This window comes from Paracoccus albicereus (genome assembly GCF_024359525.1).
GTDB classification, from domain to species: Bacteria; Pseudomonadota; Alphaproteobacteria; order Rhodobacterales; family Rhodobacteraceae; genus Paracoccus; species Paracoccus albicereus.
This window is the reverse complement of sequence record NZ_JAKZEU010000002.1, coordinates 945,350-965,172: the sequence shown is the minus strand read 5'-3', so window position 1 is coordinate 965,172 and position 19,823 is coordinate 945,350. Positions and strand designations below refer to the sequence as shown.

The window sequence follows — 19,823 nt, the reverse complement described above, 5'->3', positions numbered from 1 at the left end:
CCGCGCTTTTTGCGCGGTTTTTTCATGCCTGACGGAAGGTCGTTCGCGTCGCAGCCCTGCTGTGCACGCATGGCGGCCACTTGGCTGCCGCAGTTGTGTTTTCATCGTCAGGGCGGTAAGCGGTCGCCCGAACCGGGCGTGCGGCCAACCGCGCGCCCCCTCTCGTTTTTCTTGCCACGACTCGAGTACGCGATGACGACGACACCCGCCAACCACGCCCCGATCCCCGAGCTTTACGTCTCGTCCGACGCGGCGGCCGCGCTGAAGCACGAAGCGGGCGCGATGCCTAGCTGGGATTTGACTCAGCGCCAGATCTGCGACCTCGAATTGCTGATGAACGGCGGATTCCACCCGCTGAAGGGCTTTCTGACCGAAGCCGATTACGACAGCGTCGTCAGCGAAATGCGGCTGGCCGACGGCTCGCTGTGGCCGATCCCGGTGACCCTGGACGTCAGCGAGAAGTTCGCGGAAGGCGTGGAACCCGGCACCGACATCGCATTGCGCGATCAGGAAGGTGTCATCCTGGCCATTCTGTCCGTCACTGACAAATGGACGCCGAACAAGGCGCTGGAAGCCGAAAAGGTCTTCGGGGCTGACGATCTGGCGCATCCGGCCGTGAACTACCTCCACAACGTCGCCGGACCGGTGTATCTGGGCGGCAAGGTCAAGGGCCTGCAGGCGCCGACGCATTATGATTTCCGCGGTCGCCGCAATACGCCGAACGAGCTGCGTGCGCAGTTCAAGAAGCTGGGCTGGCGCAAGGTCGTCGTATTCCAGACCCGCAACCCGCTGCACCGCGCGCACCAGGAACTGACCTTCCGCGCCGCGCGCGAGGCGCAGGCGAACCTGATGATCCATCCGGTCGTCGGCATGACCAAGCCGGGCGACGTCGACCATTTCACCCGCGTGCGCTGCTATGAGGCGGTGCTGGACAAATATCCGCAGGCCACGACGACGCTGAGCCTGCTGAACCTGGCAATGCGCATGGCAGGCCCGCGCGAGGCGGTCTGGCACGGCCTGATCCGCAAGAACCACGGTGCGACGCATTTCATCGTCGGCCGCGACCATGCGGGCCCGGGCAAGAATAGCGAAGGGAAGGACTTCTACGGCCCTTACGACGCGCAGCAGCTATTCCAGAAGCACCAAGACGAAATCGGCGTCGAAATGGTGGACTTCAAGCACATGGTCTATGTGCAGGAGAAGGCTCAGTATTTCCCCGTAAACGAGGTCCCCGAGGGGGACACCGTGCTTGACATCTCGGGCACCGAACTGCGCCGCCGCCTGCGCGAGGGGCTGGATATCCCCGAATGGTTCAGCTTTCCCGAGGTCGTCCAGCAATTGCGCCGCACCTCGCCACCGCGCGCGAACCAGGGCTTTACGGTGTTCTTCACCGGCCTTTCGGGATCGGGCAAGTCGACCGTCGCCAACGCGCTGATGGTCAAGCTGATGGAGATGGGCGGCCGTCCCGTGACGCTGCTGGACGGTGATGTGGTCCGCAAGCATCTGTCGAGCGAACTGGGCTTCTCGAAAGAGCATCGCGACATCAACATCAAGCGCATCGGCTATGTCGCGTCCGAGATCACCAAGAACGGCGGCATCGCGATCTGCGCGCCCATCGCGCCCTACACCGCGACGCGTCGCGCCGTGCGCGAAATGATCGAGCAGTACGGCGCCTTCTGCGAAATTCACATTTCGACCCCGGTCGAGGAGTGTGAGCGGCGCGACCGCAAGGGCCTCTACAAGCTGGCGCGCGAGGGCAAGATCAAGGAGTTCACCGGCATCTCAGATCCTTACGAGGAACCGGCGAAGCCCGAGCTTCGCGTCGATACGACCGATATCGATGTGGACAACGCCGCGCATCAGGTCCTGCTCAAGCTTGAAAGCATGGGTCTGATCGGGCTTCAGTGACGATATCGCCGTCGTGAACGATCCGTCTGACGGGCTGAAACGGCCGGTCCCTGCAGGGGCCGGCATCAAACCGCTCAGAACCTGCGGGCGGCGCTTTTGAGGAGGTCGGCTTGACCGGACTGGTGATCTCGCTGACCACGATACCGCCGCGATTGCCGCTGATCGGGCCGACCTTGCGCGATCTGCTGAACCAGAGCGCGCCGGTGGATGAAATCAGGCTGTATCTGCCGCGCAGACATCGGCGTTTCCCACTGGCTGCCGGCATGGTGCCGGAACTTCCCAGCGGCATTCGATTGATCCTGCTTGACGAGGATTTCGGGCCGGCCACGAAAGTCCTTCCCGCCGCCCGTGATCTGGCCGGACAGGACGTCGAGCTGATCTTTTGCGACGACGATCAGGCTTATGATCCCGAATGGGCGGCCCGTTTCGTGCAGGCGCGAAAGCAGCGCCCGAACGATGCGCTGGTTCAGAAAGGTTATCATCTTGAAGATCGTCCCGAAGGCACCAAGTACTATCCCCGCCGAGATGCGGATCAGTTGCCGCGGGCTGGTCGCGTGGAAAAGAATCTTGCCTATCGTCTGCGCCGCGCGCTGAGCCTTGGGCAGTGGCGCTCGGTGCCATTCACCCGCGACGGATACGTGGACATTCTGGAAGGTTATCGCGGCGCGATGATACGCCCCGAATTTCTGCCGCCCGAAGCGTTCGTCATCCCGGAATTGCTGTGGACAGTCGATGACCCCTGGCTGTCCGGCCATCTGCACAGGACCGGCCACGCCCCGTGGCTGGTGACCGGCGGACCTCGCCCTCGGCCAGTCGCCGAGGCTGACACGACAGAAAGTCTGCGCAATCTGGTCCATGAGGGGCACGACCGACGAGCCGCTGACACGCTTGCGATTGAATATTTTCGCCGCCATTACCATCTGTGGCCAGACGCGCGGCCGCCGCAGCATGATACGGCCGCCCTGTCCGTTCCCGCGCTTCCGCATGTGGCCTAGCGCACACCCGAAAGGCAGGTCATGGCAGAAGATCGGGCCGCGTCGGCGTCCGGACGCGACACAAACCCGTGGGTGGCGGCGATGCTGCTGCTGATGGGCAATTTCATGAACCTGATCGACGTCAGCATCGTGAATGTGGCGCTGCCATCGATCCAGACAAACCTCGACGCGTCCGCCAGCCAGATCGAATGGGTGTCCGCTGCTTACGTTCTGGCCTTCGCAGCCGGCCTGCTTCCGTTCGGTCGCTTCGGCGACAAGCTGGGGCGCAAGCGCCTGTTCCTGTGGGGCGTGGGCGTGTTCACCTTGGCCTCGGGTCTTTGCGGTTTCGCCGTCAGCATCGAGATGCTGATCGGCTCGCGCGCGATCCAGGGCATCGGCGGCGCAATGATGGTGCCGCAGGTGCTGGCGATCATGCACACGATCTTTTCGGGTGAGGCACGCGGCAAGGCCTTCGCGCTGACTGGCGTGATTGCGAGCTTGGGCGCTGTCCTGGGCCCATTGATCGGCGGTGGGCTGACCACCGCCGATCTGATGGGGCTCGACTGGCGGCCGATCTTTCTGGTCAACCTGCCGGTCGGCCTGTTCGTGATCCTCGCGGGGATGCGCGTCATTCCCATGCAGAAGCCCGATACGCAGATGACCATCGACTGGCTGGGCGTTGTCCTGTTCGCGGGCGCGATTACCCTGGTCGTGCTGCCGGTGATCGAGGGTGCATTGCTTGGCTGGCCGCTGTGGTGTCTGATCGCACTGGCGGCGTCGGTCCCGATGGGTGCCCTGTTCGTCTGGCGGCAGGTTCAACTGGCACGCGAGGGTCGGACGCAGCTTCTGCCGGTCTCGCTGATGCGGAACGGTGGCTACCTGTCCGGCATCGCGATGGTGATGCTGCATTTCTCGTCGATCCCGGGGATGTTCCTTGTGCTGGCGATTTACGTTCAGACCGGTTTCGGGCTCAGCCCGCTTGAATCGGGTATGGCGACGGCGCCGTTTCCGCTCGGCGTGATGGCGGGGTCGTACATCACCGGGCGGTTCGGCAACCGCAAGCTGCTGATCCGACTTGCGATCGGAACCACGATCCTGCTGGGCGGCATGGCGTTCCTGCGCTGGACGACGGGTCATCCCCCCGAGCCTTTCACACCGTTGAGCCTTGCCCTGCCGCTGGCGACGTGCGGCCTGGGTATGGGGCTCGCGATCTCGCCCCTCTTTCAGATTGTGCTGGAAGCGGTGCCCGGCCGCGACGCTGGCGCAGGATCGGGTGCGATGCAGGCGTTTCAGCAGGTCGGCGCAGCGATCGGAATTGCGGTGGTCTCAAGCCTCTTCTTCGTGCGCCTGCATCAAGGCGGGGTCGAGGATTATCCGGCCGCGATGCAGCACGCCCTGATCTATCAGCTTTGCACCTTCTCGACGATCCTGATCATCGTTGCGCTGCGGGGGCGAATCCAGCGGCGTGAGGCAACGCGTGCGGCGCAGGCAGAGGCCGCGGAGTGACGCAGGCCTGGCGATCTTCGCTTGAGGTCTGGGACATAGAGTCGGGCACGGCGCGTGTGATCCTGCAAACGCCGATGCTGATCGAGGCGCCGAATTGGCACCCGGACGGCTGTTTTCTTGTCAATGGCGACGGCCGCTTATGGCGAGTCGATCCCGGCGAGCCGAACCTGCAAGCGATCGATATCGGCGGCTTGGACCGCTGCAACAACGACCACGGGGTCCTTCCCGACGGACGCATCATCTTGTCCTGCCACGATGGAACGGGATCGGGCATTTACGTGCTGGAGGGTGACGGTCCCCGTGCGCTCGGGCTTGCGCGGCCGAGTTGGTGGCACGGCGCGCGCGGCAAGCGGATCGCCTATGCCTGCGCTCGTGGCGGCGACCGCGTGGTGCGCATCGCGACCAGCGACTGTGACGGGCAGGGGGAGAGGGTACTGACGCCCGGACGTGCACATCACGACGGGCCGGACTTCTCGCCCGACGGACGCCACATCTGGTTCAACTCGGATGAGACCGGCCACGCGCAAATCTGGCGCATGGGCTCAGACGGTGCCGACGCCGCGCCGGTTTTTCGCGATGAGAACGTGAACTGGTTTCCGCACCCGTCACCTTGCGGCAGGCACGTTATCTACCTCGCCTATCCACCGGAAACCTTGGGCCATCCGCGTGATGCGAATGTCGCCTTGTGGCGGATGGACCCCAATGGTGGCAATCGCCGCAAGCTTCTGGATCTGTTCGGCGGTCAGGGCACAATCAACGTGCCCTCGTGGGCGCCGGACGGCAGCGCGTTCGCGTTCATGCGCTATCAGCCGTCCGCCCCCAACAAGGCCTAGTGCACGCTGACCGGTGCAAGGTCGTTTTCGCGTGCGAGGAAGAACGCGAGCTTCCGGTCGCGGACAAGGGCGAGGCGTTCGCCGTCCGTGCCATGGACCGCATAAAGGCTGTCGAGCCCCTCGGCCTGTTCGCGGATCTCCTCGGGCAGCTGATCCAGCTCCACGCGGCGGATGTAGACCGTGTTTCCGGTGTCACCGGTGTCGATTTCGAATTCGGTATTCATGGTTCGATCCCCTTCATTTGCGGCTGATCGGTATAGTCTGGACGACCTGCTGAGGCGTCTTGCGGCGCAGGTCGATATGGAGAAGGCCGTTTTCCAGTTCTGCCGCGGTCACCTCGACCCCGTCGGCCAGCACGAAGCTGCGCTGGAAGGCTCGCGCTGCGATACCACGGTGAAGAAACACGCGCTCGTCGTCGGCTTCCCCCTGACGGCCCCGGATGACGAGTTGGCGGTCTTCCGTTGTAATCGCCAGATCGGCTTCGGCAAATCCGGCGACAGCGAGCGTGATGCGAAACCCGTCCGGCGCGATGTGTTCGATGTTATAGGGTGGATAGCCTTCGGCACCTTTGGCGGCGCGCTCGGCAAGCCGTTCAAGCTGGTCAAACCCCAGAAGATACGGGTGGGAGCCCAGCGACATCTTGGTCATGTCAGCCCTTTCGATCCAAGCGACTGTCGGTCAGGGTCCCGTTCCGGCGACCCTGACGAAGATATGGGTGCGTTAACCACGATTGGCAAGGCGAGGGGGATTTTCGTTAACACTCTGGCGCGCACGGACTATATATCGTGGACGGGCCACGCCGCCCGAAGCCCGCGCAGGTCCCCGATGAACACAACGCATGAACTGAGCCACGAGGAAATCGTCCGCGCGAAGCTGGAAGTGCTGAAGCGCGAGCATCGCGACCTGGATGAGGCCATCGCAGCCTTGGGGGCGACGTCGATGAACTCGGCTCTGACGCTGCAGCGGCTGAAAAAGCAGAAGCTGGCGCTGAAGGATCGCATCGCGCGGCTGGAAGACGAACTGACCCCCGACATCATCGCCTGAGTGCACCCCATCATTGCGGCGGCCGTCGGCTCGGGCTAGGACCGATCCGATCACGCGCATGCAGGAGGTGGCGATGGACGCGCCGGTCCCGGTCGGAATCATCATGGGCAGCCAGTCGGACTGGCCGACGATGCGCGAGGCAGCGGCCATTCTGGACGATCTGGGCGTGGCCTATGAAACCCGGATCGTGAGCGCGCACCGGACCCCGGACCGCTTGTGGGATTATGGCGTCACCGCGGCAGAGCGCGGGCTTCGGGTCATCATCGCGGGCGCGGGCGGGGCGGCGCATCTGCCAGGGATGATGGCGTCCAAGACGCGCGTCCCGGTGATCGGCGTCCCGATCCAGACGAAGGCGCTGTCCGGCGTCGATTCGCTCTATTCTATCGTTCAGATGCCCAAGGGCTACCCGGTCGCGACGATGGCGATCGGTTCGGCGGGTGCGGCCAATGCCGGATTGATGGCGGCAGCGATCCTGGCGCTTGATGACGCGGCGCTTGCGTCGCGGCTGGATCAATGGCGCGCCGACCTCTCGGCCTCGATCCCGGAGGCGCCGCGCGATGTCTGAGATCCGCACGATCGGCATTCTGGGCGGCGGCCAGCTAGGAAGAATGCTGTCGGTCGCTGCAAGCCGTCTGGGCCTGCGTTGCCACATCTATGAACCCGGTGCGTCGCCGGCGGGTGACGTGGCGCATGTGGTCACGAACGCGCCCTACGAAGATCATGCGGCGCTGCGTGCTTTTGCCGAAAGCGTCGATGTCGTCACCTTCGAGTTCGAGAACGTGCCGGCCGAGGCGCTGGACCTGATCGAAAGCATCGTCGAGGTACGGCCCAATCGCCGCGCGCTGACGGTTTCTCAGGATCGGCTGACGGAAAAGACCTTCCTGAACGATCTGGGTTTGAGGACCGCGCCCTTTGCCGACGTTCCTGACGAAGTCGCGCTGGCGGGTGCGATTTCGAAAATCGGCACGCCGTCTATCCTGAAGACCCGGCGGCTCGGATACGACGGCAAGGGACAGGTACGCATCGACTCGCCCGACCGCGCCGAATGGACCGGCGCGCCGTCGGTGCTGGAGGGCTTCGTCGACTTCTCGGCCGAGATCAGCGTCATCGTCGCGCGCGCCGCGGATGGTCAGGTAGCCGCGTTCGATCCCGGTCTGAATGTCCATCAAGGCGGGATCCTGCAGACCACGACAGTTCCTTGCGGTCTGCCCGCGCGCGTCACCACCGACGCCGTGCTGCTGGCGGGAAGGATCGTGCAGGCGCTGGATTACATCGGGGTCATGGGCGTCGAGCTGTTCTTCACCGCCGACGGTCTGATCATTAACGAGATCGCGCCGCGCGTTCACAATTCCGGCCATTGGACACAGGCCGGCTGCACCGTCGACCAGTTTGAACAGCATATCCGTGCCGTCGCGGGTCTGCCCCTGGGCGATGGTAGCCGCTACGCCGAAGTGGTCATGGAAAACCTGATCGGGGACGATCTGGAAAGGGTGCCGGCTTTGCTGCGTGAAACCGGTGTGCAGGTCCATCTCTATGGCAAGGGCGAGGCGCGGCCGGGTCGCAAGATGGGCCACATCAACCGGATCGTCCCATGAAATTGGCGCGCCCGCGCCTGGCTGTGCGGGCCGCTATCGTTCATGAGGATCGGCTGCTGATGGTCAACGCCTATCCGGGCGACAAGTCTGACCTTTGGTGCCTGCCCGGTGGCGGGGTGGAGCCGGGTCAGTCGCTGCCGGAGAACCTGGTTCGCGAAGTTGCCGAAGAGACCGGACTGACCATCACTGTCGGCACGCCGATCCTGGTCAACGAATTCCACGATCCCGACAGCGGTTGGCATCAGGTCGACCTGATTTTTCGCGCGACCCTGGATGGGCATCACGCGATCACGCTGAACGATCCCGAGGGTGTGGTGAACTGCTTCCGCTGGGTTGCGCGGAGCGATCTGGCGGGATTGCGCCACAAACCCGACCGACTGGAAGAGGCAGTATGGCGTTCGTACGGAGCGCTCTATGACCAGCTTGAAAGGATCGTCGACTAAAACACGCTCAGCGCTTACCGGCAAAGGCTGTGGGTTCGCACCATCAAGAAAGGGAATGGTGCTGTGAGAGAGGATTGAACTCTCGACCTCTCCCTTACCAAGGGAGTGCTCTACCACTGAGCTACCACAGCATCGTCTGGCGGCGTTTAGACGAGCCCGCGGAGGCGCGCAAGGGGCCGCGGCGGATTTTGCCGACGCTGCGGGAGGGCCCCTGAACCATGCTGGACCTGACACGGGCACACCGTTAACAGGGTTGCATGACAGGACCGGGACGGGACAGACCTTCGGGCAAGGGTCAGGCGGGCGACCGCGACGCGCGGCTGAAGGCGGCACTGCGCGCCAATCTGATGCGGCGCAAGGATCAGGCGCGCGCCCGCCGGGACGAGACAGATGCGGCGGACACATCCGGGGACACGGATGGCGCCAAGGGCAGTGACGCGGACGCGAAGGACGGCGCATAGATGGACCAGATCATCGTTCACGGAAACGGGGCGCTGAAGGGCGAGATCCCGATCGCGGGCGCCAAGAACGCCTGCCTTGCGCTGATGCCTGCGACGCTGCTGTCGGAAGAGCCGCTGACGCTGACCAACGCGCCGCGCCTGTCGGACATCCGCACCATGACCGAGTTGCTGCAAAGCCTCGGGGCCGAGGTCGTGACGATGCAGGACGGGCAGGTCCTGTCGATGTCCAGCCACGACATCTCGAACCTCACCGCCGATTACGACATCGTGCGCAAGATGCGCGCGTCAAACCTGGTTCTGGGACCGCTGCTGGCGCGGGCCGGACGTGCAATCGTTTCGCTTCCCGGCGGCTGTGCGATCGGCGCGCGTCCGATGGACCTGCACATCCACGGACTGGAACAGCTGGGCGCCGTCATCGACCTGAAGGACGGTTATCTCCATGCCACAGCGCCGCGCGGGCTGAAGGGCGCGCGGATCGCGATGCGCTTCGCCTCGGTCGGTGCGACCGAGAACATCTTGATGGCAGCGACGCTGGCCAAAGGCACGACGGTGCTGGAAAACGCCGCGCGCGAACCCGAGATCGTCGATCTGGTCGCCTGCCTGCGGAAGATGGGCGCACGGATCGAGGGTGAAGGCACCTCGACGATCACCATCGAAGGTGTGGACAGGCTGCATGGCGCCACGCATCCGGTCGTCACCGACCGGATCGAGCTGGGCACCTACATGCTGGCCCCCGCGATCTGTGGTGGTGAAGTCGAATGCTTGGGCGGGCGCATCGACCTGCTGGAAAGCTTCTGTGAAAAGCTGGATCAGGCCGGCGTCTCTGTCGAGCAGACCAATCGCGGTCTCAAGGTCGCTCGCAAGAATGGCCGTATCCGCGCCGTCGATGTCCGCACCGAGCCGTTCCCGGGCTTTCCGACCGACCTGCAGGCCCAGATGATGGCGTTGATGTGCACAGCCGAGGGCACTGCTGTGTTGGAAGAGACGATTTTCGAGAACCGCTTCATGCATGCGCCGGAACTGGTGCGGATGGGTGCACGGATCGAGGTCCAGGGTGGACAGGCGACCGTGACCGGCGTCGAGAAACTGAAGGGTGCGCCGGTGATGGCGACCGATCTTCGGGCCAGTGTCAGCCTGATCCTGGCGGGCATGGCCGCCGAAGGCGAAACCACCGTCAGCCGCGTCTACCATCTTGACCGCGGCTACGAACACGTGGTCCGCAAGCTGCGCGGCATCGGCGCACAGATCGAGCGTGTGCGCGAAGGCGAGGTTGCCCATGTCTGATGCAAGCTTCATGGACGGCGAACCGGGTCCCCTCGCGATCCGGGCAGAGGATGAAGGCGACCTGCGGATCCTCTCTGCCCTTGTGCAGGATTCCGTGTTGCCGGGCGCCGAAATCGCGCACGACACGAAGGCCCGCCACCTGGCCCTGCTGATCAACCGCTTTCGCTGGGAAGATGCGTCAGCTGCTGAACGCGAGGGTCGACCCTATGAAAGGGTCCGGGCATTGCTGGTGATCCGCGACGTCTTGCGTGTTCTGTCGGACGGGATCGCACGCGATGCCGACACGGTCCTGGAACTGCTCGCCATCGGGTGGGAGCCAGCCTCGGACGGGGCAGGGCGCATCCTCCTGGAATTTGCGGGCGATGGTACGATCGCTGTCGATGTCGAGGCGGTGAATTGCGACCTGCGCGACGTGACGCGCCCCTATGTCGCCAATTCCGGCCAGCGACCGCATCATCCGGACTGACGATGATCGTCTGGCGCTTGCAGCCTGAACACGCCGAGGAGTGGCGCAGGATCAGGCTGCAAGCGTCGAAGGACGCACCAGAATCCTTCGAAGAGACGTATGACGACTGGGCGGATCGTCCGTTGGCGGATTTTGCGGCTCGCCTGTCGTCTGCCCGCGTCTTCGCTGCCGGAACGCATCGGGGTCGCGCCCTTGCGATCGCGGGCTGCGTGCCGGGTCTCGATCTGCGCGACGCCTCGCGGGGGTGGGTCGTGTCGGTCTTTACCCGTCCCGAGGCGCGGGGTCGTGGACTGGCGGGCGCAGTCATTCAGACGATCATGTCTGACGCGGCCATGCGCGGAATGACCTCCCTCGGCCTCCATGTCGTCGCATCGAATGCGACGGCGATTGCGCTTTATGAACGGTTGGGATTTCGCGACAGCGGCCAGACGGGCATCGTCAGCAGCCGTGGCCTGCCCGAGATCGAGATGCTGCGCGTCCTGTCCTGACCCGCGACCGCTTGAGAGCCCGTGTCCCACCCGTTAAGAGCGATACGGACGCCCGGAAGCGAGAGAAGATGCCGCATTTCCTGACCACCACCGATGACGATTTCGAGCGACGCTTCATGGCGATCCTGTCCGCCAAGCGCGAAGATCAGGGCGATGTCGGCGACGCGGTGGCGGCGATCATTGCCGATGTCCGCGCGCGTGGCGATGTCGCTCTGGTCGAGCTGACGAGTCGCTTCGACCGGTTGGACCTGACACCCGATACGATGCGCATCACGCCTGACGACATCGCGCGGGAGACGGCGAGCGTGGCCGAGGAAGATCGCGCCGCGCTGTCGATGGCGGTCAAGCGCATCCGCGCCTACCATGCCCGGCAGATGCCCGAGGATCTGAGCTTCACCGATCCCGAGGGGGCCACGCTGGGCTGGCGGTGGACGCCCGTTTCTGCGGCCGGTCTCTATGTGCCTGGGGGACAGGCGAGCTATCCGTCCAGCGTTTTGATGAACGCGATCCCGGCGCGGGTCGCTGGCGTCGAGCGGCTGGTGATCTGTGTGCCGACGCCCGGCGGTGAAACCAACCCGCTCGTTCTTCTTGCGGCCGAGATGGCGGGAGTTGCCGAGATTTACCGGATCGGCGGAGCGCAGGCCATCGCGGCAATGGCTTACGGCACCGCGACGATCGCGCCTGTCGACAAGATCACCGGTCCGGGCAACGCCTATGTCGCGGCGGCCAAGCGGCAGGTGTTCGGCCGTGTAGGAATCGACATGATCGCGGGTCCGTCCGAGGTCCTGATCATCGCGGACGGTCAGCAGGACCCGGACTGGCTTGCGCTGGATCTGCTGGCGCAGGCGGAACACGATGCCGATGCGCAATCGATCCTGATCACGCCGGACGCGGACCTCGCCCGCGCGGTTACCGCGTCGGTCGAGCGGCTGCTGCCCGACCTGCCGCGCGCGGATATCGCGGGGGCAAGCTGGCGCGACCACGGGACGGTCATCGTCGTGCGCGATCTGGACGAAGCTGCCAAGCTGTCCAATCGCATCGCACCCGAACATCTGGAACTGGTCACGGGTGATCCCGACGCGCTGGCCGCGAAATGCCACCATGCGGGCGCGATCTTCCTGGGGCCCTTCACGCCCGAAGCGGTCGGCGATTACGTCAGCGGGCCGAACCATGTCCTGCCGACCGCTCGGTCGGCGCGCTTCTCATCGGGACTGTCGGTGATGGATTTCCTTAAGCGCACGACGATCGCGCGGCTCAGCCCCGGCGCGCTGGCCGAGATCGGGCCGGCGGCGGTGCGACTTGCCGCGTCCGAGGGCTTGCACGCGCACGGGCTCTCGGTTCAGGCTCGGCTGGCACGTTTGAACGAGGGGTAGCGTCGTGAGCCGGCTGAGCAGCATCGAGATCGACGACAGCGCCATCGCACCCGCCACACCCGAGATGGAACAGGAACGGCGCGTTGCCGTCTTCGATCTGCTCGAAGACAACAGCTTCACCGTTCCAGGCCGCGACGGGCAATCGGTGCCCGATGGACCTTATGCGCTGGACCTTGCCATTCGCGAAGGGCGGCTGGTCTTTGACGTGCAGACCGAAGACGCCGAGAAGGTCGCCGAGTTCCACTTGTCGCTTGGACCGTTTCGGCAGGTCGTAAAAGACTATTTCCAGATCTGCGAAAGCTACTTTGACGCGGTGAAGAAACTGCCTCCAGCGCAGATCGAGGCGATCGACATGGCGCGGCGCGGCATTCACAACGAGGGTGCGCGGACGCTGCAGGAACGGCTAGAGGGTAAGGCCGACCTCGACATCGATACGGCGCGCCGCCTGTTCACCCTGATCTGCGCGCTGATCCCGGCCTGAACGGATGGCGGACAGCATTCCAACCTCGGTTCTGTTCTGCTGTGACCACAACGCCATCCGTTCGCCGATGGCGGAAGGGATGATGAAGAAATTCTACGGCCACACCGCCTATGTGCAATCTGCGGGGGTAAAGAACGACCTGGAAATCGACGGTTTCGCCATCGCCGTCTGCCAGGAAATCGGGGTTCCACTGACCAATCATCGGACCCGCAGTTTCGACGAGATGCAGGATTGGGGCGACGATCTGGGCGGGTTCGATCTGATCGTGGCACTGTCGCCAGCCAGCCAGAGGCTGGTCTTGGACATGACGCGGGTGTTCCACCTCGACATCGAGTATTGGCCGATCATGGATCCGACAGGGCTGGCCGACAGCCGCGAGGAAAAGCTCAAGGTCTATCGCGCCACACGCGACCAGATCCGCGATCGCATCCTTGCCAGGTTCGGGCCGCCGATCCAATCCTGATCATCGCCGGCCCTCAGGCCTAATAGCTGCGGATCAGTCCGACCAGACGTCCCTGCACCCGCACGGAATCTTCTGGCAGCACGCGCGTCTCGTAGGCCGGATTTGCAGCCTCCAGCGCGATCATCGAGCCGCGACGGCGATAGCGCTTCAGGGTTGCCTCATGGCCCTCGACCAGAGCGACCACGATGTCGCCGTTTTCAGCCGTGTCCTGCTCGCGGATCACCACGACATCGCCGTCGTTGATGCCCGCATCGATCATCGAGTCGCCCTTCACCTCAAGCGCGTAGTGATGTTCGCGACCCGACAGCATCGTTCCGGGAACAGAGATGTGATGCGAAACCTCTGATATCGCCTCGATCGGGACGCCGGCGGCGATGCGACCCATCAGCGGCAATTCGACGGCAGGGCTGTCCACCACGCTCATCGCGCCGCGTGGTCGAGACACGCGATCGTTCGAGATCACCCGTGGCGAAAACCCGCCGGAAGCGGATCGCACGGGTGCCGGCTCTTGTCCCTTTGCGCCGAGCGCATCGGGAAGGCGGACGATTTCCAAGGCGCGGGCGCGGTGCGGCAGCCTGCGGATGAACCCACGCTCTTCCAGCGCGGTGACGAGACGGTGAATGCCCGATTTTGAGCGGAGGTCCAGCGCATCCTTCATTTCGTCGAACGAGGGCGGCACACCGTCCCGCGCCATCCGCTTCTGAATGAAGTCCAACAGTTCGATCTGTTTACGCGTCAGCATCCGGCAGTCCCCATCGACCCGTGTTCGGGTATTGTTCTATATCGTGCGACGAATCGCGTCAATAACAAGAACAAACGGGGATTAAGAAACGATTAATTGCGCTAATGGCAGGTGTCAGAAAGCGCGATGTAATCAACGATCGAGCCGGCCTGAAGCGCGCCCTGCTGGGCAGGTCGAACCAGCAAGGCATCGGCCCGCGACAACAGCGACAGCCGCGCCGAATCCTGATCTTCGAACGGATCGATCGAGGGCATATCGTCGTGCCGGATCAGCGCGGCGCGGAGATAGTGCTGGCGTGGACCTTCTGGGGGGAGTTCGCGGGCCAAACGGGCGCGCCGGATCATGGTCGGCCGCGGCAGTCCCTGAAGCGCGCCGATCAACGGAAGCATGAACAGGGTCGCGCAGATGATCGCCGAGACAGGATTTCCGGGAAGACCCAGCACGGCGGACTGCCCCAGGCGTCCAGCCATCAGCGGTTTTCCGGGACGCATCGCGATCCGGTAGAACGAACGTTCCATCCCCATCGCCTCGGTGACAGAGCCGACCAGATCGTGATCGCCGACCGAGGCGCCGCCGATCGTCACGATCAGGTCGGCCTGGGACGCAGCAGCAAAGGCAGCCTCAAGGCTCTCACGCGTGTCGCGCGCAATCGGCAGCAGGCTGACCTCTGCGCCGGCCTTTCGTGCCATCGCCGCGACGGCGAGATCGTTTGAGCTGATGATCTGACCTTCGCGCGGAGTGTCGCCCGGGCGAACCAACTCGTCACCAGTCGCAAGTACCGCGACCCGAGGACGGCGTGCGACGGCGATATGCGGGACATTCATCGCGGCCAGCAGACCGACATCGGCCGAACTCAGAAGACGTGGAGCGATTACCCGGTCGCCTTCCGCAAAGTCCCCGCCGCGTAGCCGGATATGGGGCCCGCCCGAGGCATCGGTGATCTTCAGGGTCTCGCCTTCACGAGCAACGTTTTCCTGCATCACGACCCGGTCGTAACCCTGCGGGACCGATGCTCCGGTGAATATCCGGATCGCCGTGCCCTCGGGCGTCTCGCCGTTGAACGGATGGCCTGCCCCGGCCTCGCCGATGACCTTCAGCGGCAATCCGATCTCTGCCTGGCGCAGGGCATAGCCGTCCATTGCAGCGGCATCGAAGGGCGGCTGCGTCATTCTGGAAATCGCATCCTGCATCAGGACGCGTCCAGCCGCCTCATCCAGCCCCACCGTCTCGATCTCGGGTCCAGGGGCAAGGGCCAGGACCCGAGCCAGTGCGTCGTCGACCGTGATCATGGTGCAGCCTCGAAATCGCCCGATTTGCCGCCGCTCTTGCGCAGCAGGCGGATCCCTTCGATCCGCATGCCCTTTTCGGCTGCCTTCAGCATATCGTAGATGGTCAGACAGGCGACACTGACGGCCGTCAGCGCCTCCATCTCGACTCCCGTCTGGCCAGCGGTGCGCACGGTCGCGGTCACGCGGATCCCGGGCAAGTCGGTATCGGGAACGAGGTCCAGCGACACCTTTGTCAGCGGCAGAGGGTGGCACAGCGGGATCAGATCCGCCGTGCGCTTGGCCGCCATTATGCCCGCCAGCCGTGCGACGCCCATCACATCGCCCTTCGCAGCGCCGCCCCGAGCCAGGGACAGCGTCGCGTCGCTCATGACCACGGCGCCTTCTGCCACGGCTTCCCGCGCCGTTGCAGCCTTGTCAGAGACATCGACCATATGCGCCTGCCCGGCGGCGTCAAAATGGGTCAGACTCATGCCGCAACCTCCAGAATTGCCTTTGTTGCCGCAGTCACATCGTCTTGCCGCATCAGGCTTTCTCCGATCAGGAAGCGCCGCGCGCCGATCTGCATCATCGCCGCCAGATCGCTCGCAACGAAAAGTCCGCTTTCGCAGACAACCTGCCGGTCCGCAGGAACAAGGGGCGCAAGTTTTCTCGTGACATCAAGCGACAATTCGAATGTCTTCAAATTTCTGTTGTTGATGCCGATAAGCTGGGATCGCAATTTCAACGCGCGATCAAGTTCAATTTCATCGTGAACCTCGATCAATGCGTCCATGCCCCAGTCGAATGCCGCAGCCTCCAATTCGGCTGCCTGCTGATCCTCGACAGAGGCCATGATGATGAGGATACAGTCTGCGCCCCAGGCCCGTGCTTCGGTCACCTGGTAGGGGTCGTAAAGAAAGTCCTTGCGCAGGACCGGCAAGGCGCAGGCAGCACGCGCGTCCCTCAGAAACTTGGGCGCGCCCTGAAAGCTTGGACCGTCGGTCAGAACCGACAGACAGGCTGCGCCCCCGTTTTCATAGGCTCGCGCCAGAGACGGAGGATCGAACTCTTCGCGAATGAGGCCTTTCGAAGGACTGGCCTTCTTGATCTCCGCGATCAGCGCGGGACCCTCTGCCGCCTTGGTGGTGAGAGAGGCTGCAAAACCCCGTGGCCGTTCGGCGGATCGGGCGGCGGATTCCAGCGCAGAAAGCGGTCTCATCGCCTTCGCGGCTGCGATTTCGTCCAGCTTGTAGGCCTTGATGCGGTCCAGAATGTGCATGCGCCGCTTCTAGCGCGGCCGCGGGCGATCCGAAAGAGGCACGCTGACGAACACGCGATACAACCCCAGCCTGTATAAAACTGGGGAATCACATAATCCAAAGTTGAAAATATATCTTTTTGTTCAATTTCGCAAAAGTTTGATGGCAAGATTCTGCCGACCGGGGTAATTAGGTCGACAGGGCGACGACTCGGCGTTTCCCTGTTTTGCAAAACGAGTGACGGGAGTTTCAGGATGAATGCAAAATCGCTCGCGGTTGCAGCCGGCCTCGCCATGTTGGCGAGTTCTGCTTCCGCCGCACTTGTGACCAACGGCGGCTTTGAAGATGTTTCGGGTCTGGCCGATGGCGGCAAGAACCGTGGAAGCTACGGTGTCTACAATTCGATCCCCGGTTGGACGAAGTCGTCCGGCAGCGGTATCGAACTTCAGGACAACGGCACGCTCGGCACGATCGATGCGAATACCGGCAACTGGTACGTCGAGCTGGACAGCGACGAGAACTCGTCAATGTATCAGGACGTTACGTTCGCCAGCGCTGGCGACTACGTTCTGTCGTTCTTCTACGCACCGCGCACCTCGACCATCGGTGACAACGGGATCACCTACAGCGTCGCTGGCGCCCTCAGCGGCTTCGTGGATGACGTGTTCCCGGCCGGCTGGCGTGAAGTGAAGTCGGTGTTCACCGTGGCCAGCGCGGGCACTCTGCGCCTGACCTTCACGGCTGGCGGTCTCAGCAACAGCCTCGGCGGCTTCATCGACGATGTGTCGATCGCCCCCGTGCCGGTTCCTGCCGCAGGTCTGATGCTGATGGGTGGTCTTGCCGGTCTCGGTGCCTTCGCGCGCCGTCGTCGTCAGGCTTGAGCCGACAGATCGCTTCGGGCCGGTAACGGTTCGAAGGTTTGAATGGCGCTCGCCCCTTCGACAGGGGCGGGCGCATTTGTTTTACTCACGCAGGCTCGCGGATCCACCGATCCAGTCGATGGCCGGGCTACCGTGTTCGGACAGCCACGCATTCACGCGGCTGAAAGGCTTGCTGCCGAAGAACCCGCGCCGAGCCGAGAGGGGCGAGGGATGCGCCGTTGCGACTAAGAGATCCGTAGAGCGTGGAAGCCCGCCCAGAGCCTTCTGAGCCTGCGCGCCCCACAGGATGAACGCCAGCGGGCGATGCGCCTGCGCCGCCGAGACGGCTTGACGTGCCAGCTGGTCCCAGCCCCAGGCCGCATGTGCGCCGGCTGCGCCCGGCGTCACGCTGAGCGAACGGTTGAGCAGAAGAACGCCCTGCGCAGCCCAATGTGAGAGATCGCCACTGTTCGGCGCTGCCCCGAGATCATCCTTCATCTCGCGATAGATGTTCGCCAGCGATCTGGGCAGCGGCGTTCCGCGCGACACCGAAAAGGCCAGGCCGTTTGCGTGTCCGGGGGTCGGGTAGGGGTCCTGACCCAGAATGATCACGCGGACGTCTTCTGGTGGCAAGCCTTCAAGTGCGGCGAACACGCGGTCCGGACCGGGTAGCCAATCGCGTGTCGCGGCGAGCCGGTCGCGGATCGCCGGCCAGTCGTCGTGGAAGAAGGGCAGGTCCTGCCATGGTCCGGGTGGACGCAGACGATCGGCGCTCACGGTTCGGGCGGCCCGGTCACCTCGCACAGCGCGGTCAGCCGATCGCGCGCGGCGCCGCTGTCGATTGATTCTCGGGCGATCGCCACGCCCTCTGGCAGATCGGCGGCTTTCCCGGCGATGACCAGCGCTGCAGCCGCGTTCAGCAGAACCGCATCGCGATAAGCGCCGTCTTGACCATCAAGCAGCGCGCGGAATGCGGCAGCGTTGTGCGACGGCTCGCCGCCGACGATCGCCTCGAACGGATGGATCGGCAGGCCTGCATCCTCGGGCGATATCTCGAACTCCGACACGTCGCTGCCCTTCAGCGCGGCAACCCAGGACGGACCGGCGATGCTGAGTTCATCGGTTCCATCGGATCCATGCACAAGCCATGCCGCTTCCGTGCCCAGATCACGAAGCACTTCTGCCATCGGTCTTATCCAGGCGCGGTCGAACGCGCCGGTCAATTGCCGTTTGACCGAGGCCGGATTGGTCAATGGACCGAGCAGATTGAAGATCGTCCGCGTGCCAAGCTCGGCGCGCGGCGGGCCGACATGGCGCATCGCGGGATGGTGCATCGGTGCCATCATGAAGCAGATGCCCGCGCGGCTCAGGGCCTGCTGCGCGACCTTGGCCCCGCCCATGACGTTGATGCCCATCTGCGTCAAAGCGTCGGCAGCGCCCGATTTCGAACTGAGGTTGCGGTTGCCGTGCTTCGCGACGGGCACACCGGCGCCTGCCACGACGAAAGCGGTCGCTGTCGAGATGTTCAACGTGCCCTTTCCGTCGCCGCCGGTTCCGACGATATCCATCGCGCCCGTCGGGGCCGTCACCCGGTTCATCCGCGCCCGCATCGCGCGCGCTGCGGCCGCGATCTCATCAACCGTCTCGCCCCGCACGCGCAAAGCCATCAGCAGGCCGCCGATCTGGGCCGGTGTTGCGGCACCATCGAACAGGGCGGAAAAAGCCTCTTCGGCCTCGGCGCCGGTCAGCGGGCGGGTCGCGGCCAGACCGATCAGCGGCCGAACGTCGATGCTCATGCTGCCTGTTTCCGCGGGGTGCAGCGGGACAGGAAGCGCTCGATCATCCGGTGCCCGTGTTCCGAGGCGATGGACTCCGGGTGAAACTGCACGCCCTCGATCGGCAGCGTGCGATGAACCAGCCCCATGATCGTGCCGTCGCCCGACCGCGCGGTGACCCGCAGGCAATCCGGGAAGCCTTTGGGCGACACGGTCAGCGAGTGATAGCGCGTCGCATTGAGGGGAGAGGGCAGGTCCTGGAAGACGCCGGTCCCGTCATGCTCGATCCGGTCCACCTTGCCGTGGAGGATACGATCGGCCCGGACGATCCGGCCACCGAACGCCTCACCGATCGCCTGATGACCAAGGCAGACCCCGAAAAGCGGCACCGAAGCCTGCGAAGCCGCGGCAATGAGGTCGAGGCAGATGCCCGCCTGCGCCGGATCGCAAGGACCGGGTGAGATCAGAATGCCGTCGGGCTGTGCCGCCAAGACGTCATCCACGCTGATCGCGTCGTTGCGATGCACCGCGACCTCGGCCCCCGCCTCGCCCAGGTAATGGACGAGATTCCATGTGAAGCTGTCGTAATTGTCGATCATC

General features: G+C 64.2%; 25 protein-coding genes and 1 tRNA gene. 16 read left to right on the top strand and 10 right to left on the bottom strand.

Features of this window, described 5'->3' with window-relative positions; all coding sequences use genetic code 11:
- Positions 1 to 192: 192 nt before the first annotated feature.
- The 4 genes from MLD63_RS08195 to MLD63_RS08180 all read left to right on the top strand — a co-directional run bounded on the left by MLD63_RS08195 (position 193) and on the right by MLD63_RS08180 (position 5,221).
- Positions 193 to 1,908: a bifunctional sulfate adenylyltransferase/adenylylsulfate kinase gene (locus MLD63_RS08195; RefSeq protein WP_255329370.1), complete on the top strand. Its 1,716-nt coding sequence runs from the start codon at positions 193 to 195 to the stop codon at positions 1,906 to 1,908.
- 110 nt (positions 1,909 to 2,018) lie between these two features.
- Complete coding sequence (locus MLD63_RS08190; RefSeq protein WP_255329369.1) at positions 2,019 to 2,903, top strand: glycosyltransferase family 2 protein; 885 nt, start codon at positions 2,019 to 2,021, stop codon at positions 2,901 to 2,903.
- A 21-nt stretch (positions 2,904 to 2,924) separates the two neighbouring features.
- Positions 2,925 to 4,388, top strand: a complete 1,464-nt coding sequence (locus tag MLD63_RS08185; RefSeq protein WP_255329368.1) for an MFS transporter — start codon at positions 2,925 to 2,927, stop codon at positions 4,386 to 4,388.
- Positions 4,385 to 5,221, top strand: a complete 837-nt coding sequence (locus tag MLD63_RS08180; RefSeq protein ID WP_255329367.1) for a TolB family protein — start codon at positions 4,385 to 4,387, stop codon at positions 5,219 to 5,221. The genes MLD63_RS08185 and MLD63_RS08180 overlap by 4 nt, the downstream gene beginning before the upstream one ends.
- Here MLD63_RS08180 and MLD63_RS08175 read toward each other — a convergent pair.
- Both MLD63_RS08175 and MLD63_RS08170 read right to left on the bottom strand, forming a co-directional pair.
- Positions 5,218 to 5,445 (bottom strand): DUF1150 family protein, encoded by a 228-nt coding sequence (locus MLD63_RS08175; protein WP_255329366.1) that lies wholly within the window; start codon positions 5,443 to 5,445, stop codon positions 5,218 to 5,220. The genes MLD63_RS08180 and MLD63_RS08175 overlap by 4 nt on opposite strands.
- A gap of 13 nt (positions 5,446 to 5,458) precedes the next feature.
- A complete protein-coding gene (locus tag MLD63_RS08170; protein WP_255329365.1) occupies positions 5,459 to 5,869 on the bottom strand; it encodes an Hsp20 family protein in 411 nt (136 codons plus the stop codon).
- Between the two features lie 177 nt (positions 5,870 to 6,046).
- On the opposite strand from MLD63_RS08170, the gene MLD63_RS08165 reads away from it, so the two are divergent.
- The 4 genes from MLD63_RS08165 to MLD63_RS08150 all read left to right on the top strand — a co-directional run bounded on the left by MLD63_RS08165 (position 6,047) and on the right by MLD63_RS08150 (position 8,303).
- The gene (locus MLD63_RS08165) at positions 6,047 to 6,265 is read left to right on the top strand and encodes a YdcH family protein (protein WP_255329364.1); all 219 of its coding nucleotides are present in this window, start codon (positions 6,047 to 6,049) and stop codon (positions 6,263 to 6,265) included.
- A gap of 73 nt (positions 6,266 to 6,338) precedes the next feature.
- Positions 6,339 to 6,830 (top strand): 5-(carboxyamino)imidazole ribonucleotide mutase, encoded by a 492-nt coding sequence (gene purE / locus MLD63_RS08160; RefSeq protein ID WP_255329363.1) that lies wholly within the window; start codon positions 6,339 to 6,341, stop codon positions 6,828 to 6,830.
- Positions 6,823 to 7,860, top strand: coding sequence for a 5-(carboxyamino)imidazole ribonucleotide synthase (locus MLD63_RS08155; protein ID WP_255329362.1), 1,038 nt, complete (start codon positions 6,823 to 6,825; stop codon positions 7,858 to 7,860). The genes purE and MLD63_RS08155 overlap by 8 nt, the downstream gene beginning before the upstream one ends.
- Positions 7,857 to 8,303: an NUDIX domain-containing protein gene (locus MLD63_RS08150; protein ID WP_255329361.1), complete on the top strand. Its 447-nt coding sequence runs from the start codon at positions 7,857 to 7,859 to the stop codon at positions 8,301 to 8,303. The genes MLD63_RS08155 and MLD63_RS08150 overlap by 4 nt, the downstream gene beginning before the upstream one ends.
- Positions 8,304 to 8,359: 56 nt before the next feature.
- Here MLD63_RS08150 and MLD63_RS08145 read toward each other — a convergent pair.
- Positions 8,360 to 8,434 (bottom strand) — tRNA-Thr (locus MLD63_RS08145).
- 126 nt (positions 8,435 to 8,560) lie between these two features.
- Here MLD63_RS08145 and MLD63_RS08140 point away from each other — a divergent pair.
- The 7 genes from MLD63_RS08140 to MLD63_RS08110 all read left to right on the top strand — a co-directional run bounded on the left by MLD63_RS08140 (position 8,561) and on the right by MLD63_RS08110 (position 13,319).
- Complete coding sequence (locus tag MLD63_RS08140) at positions 8,561 to 8,764, top strand: hypothetical protein (protein WP_255329360.1); 204 nt, start codon at positions 8,561 to 8,563, stop codon at positions 8,762 to 8,764.
- A complete protein-coding gene (gene murA, locus MLD63_RS08135; protein WP_255329359.1) occupies positions 8,765 to 10,048 on the top strand; it encodes a UDP-N-acetylglucosamine 1-carboxyvinyltransferase in 1,284 nt (427 codons plus the stop codon).
- Positions 10,041 to 10,514: a DUF2948 family protein gene (locus MLD63_RS08130; protein ID WP_255329358.1), complete on the top strand. Its 474-nt coding sequence runs from the start codon at positions 10,041 to 10,043 to the stop codon at positions 10,512 to 10,514. The genes murA and MLD63_RS08130 overlap by 8 nt, the downstream gene beginning before the upstream one ends.
- A gap of 2 nt (positions 10,515 to 10,516) precedes the next feature.
- A complete protein-coding gene (locus MLD63_RS08125) occupies positions 10,517 to 11,002 on the top strand; it encodes a GNAT family N-acetyltransferase (RefSeq protein WP_255329357.1) in 486 nt (161 codons plus the stop codon).
- A 68-nt stretch (positions 11,003 to 11,070) separates the two neighbouring features.
- Positions 11,071 to 12,375, top strand: a complete 1,305-nt coding sequence (gene hisD / locus MLD63_RS08120; protein ID WP_255329356.1) for a histidinol dehydrogenase — start codon at positions 11,071 to 11,073, stop codon at positions 12,373 to 12,375.
- A 4-nt stretch (positions 12,376 to 12,379) separates the two neighbouring features.
- Positions 12,380 to 12,856 carry a UPF0262 family protein gene (locus MLD63_RS08115; protein ID WP_255329355.1) on the top strand — a complete coding sequence of 159 codons (477 nt, stop codon included), beginning with the start codon at positions 12,380 to 12,382 and terminating at the stop codon, positions 12,854 to 12,856.
- 4 nt (positions 12,857 to 12,860) lie between these two features.
- Positions 12,861 to 13,319 (top strand): arsenate-mycothiol transferase ArsC, encoded by a 459-nt coding sequence (locus MLD63_RS08110; RefSeq protein ID WP_255329354.1) that lies wholly within the window; start codon positions 12,861 to 12,863, stop codon positions 13,317 to 13,319.
- Between the two features lie 19 nt (positions 13,320 to 13,338).
- On the opposite strand, the gene lexA is transcribed toward MLD63_RS08110, so the two are convergent.
- From lexA to trpC, 4 genes are all read right to left on the bottom strand, one after another.
- A complete protein-coding gene (gene lexA / locus MLD63_RS08105; RefSeq protein ID WP_255329353.1) occupies positions 13,339 to 14,061 on the bottom strand; it encodes a transcriptional repressor LexA in 723 nt (240 codons plus the stop codon).
- Between the two features lie 101 nt (positions 14,062 to 14,162).
- On the bottom strand, positions 14,163 to 15,350 hold the full coding sequence (locus tag MLD63_RS08100) for a molybdopterin molybdotransferase MoeA (protein ID WP_255329352.1): 1,188 nt from the start codon (positions 15,348 to 15,350) through the stop codon (positions 14,163 to 14,165).
- Entirely contained in the window at positions 15,347 to 15,820 is a 474-nt protein-coding gene (moaC, locus tag MLD63_RS08095) for a cyclic pyranopterin monophosphate synthase MoaC (protein ID WP_255329351.1), read from the bottom strand. The genes MLD63_RS08100 and moaC overlap by 4 nt, the downstream gene beginning before the upstream one ends.
- Entirely contained in the window at positions 15,817 to 16,608 is a 792-nt protein-coding gene (trpC, locus tag MLD63_RS08090) for an indole-3-glycerol phosphate synthase TrpC (protein WP_255329350.1), read from the bottom strand. Before trpC ends, moaC begins: the two co-directional genes overlap by 4 nt.
- A 234-nt stretch (positions 16,609 to 16,842) precedes the next feature.
- Between trpC and MLD63_RS08085 the strand changes: the two genes are divergently transcribed.
- The gene (locus MLD63_RS08085) at positions 16,843 to 17,469 is read left to right on the top strand and encodes a VPLPA-CTERM sorting domain-containing protein (RefSeq protein ID WP_255329349.1); all 627 of its coding nucleotides are present in this window, start codon (positions 16,843 to 16,845) and stop codon (positions 17,467 to 17,469) included.
- Positions 17,470 to 17,550: 81 nt separating this feature from the next.
- Here the strand turns inward: MLD63_RS08085 and MLD63_RS08080 are convergent, their stop codons facing one another.
- From MLD63_RS08080 to MLD63_RS08070, 3 genes are read right to left on the bottom strand one after another with little or no spacing between them, the layout of a single operon-like run.
- Complete coding sequence (locus tag MLD63_RS08080) at positions 17,551 to 18,225, bottom strand: uracil-DNA glycosylase (protein ID WP_255329348.1); 675 nt, start codon at positions 18,223 to 18,225, stop codon at positions 17,551 to 17,553.
- Entirely contained in the window at positions 18,222 to 19,244 is a 1,023-nt protein-coding gene (gene trpD, locus MLD63_RS08075; protein ID WP_255329347.1) for an anthranilate phosphoribosyltransferase, read from the bottom strand. The genes MLD63_RS08080 and trpD overlap by 4 nt, the downstream gene beginning before the upstream one ends.
- Positions 19,241 to 19,822, bottom strand: a complete 582-nt coding sequence (locus MLD63_RS08070) for an anthranilate synthase component II (RefSeq protein WP_255329346.1) — start codon at positions 19,820 to 19,822, stop codon at positions 19,241 to 19,243. The genes trpD and MLD63_RS08070 overlap by 4 nt, the downstream gene beginning before the upstream one ends.
- Position 19,823: the final 1 nt, after the last annotated feature.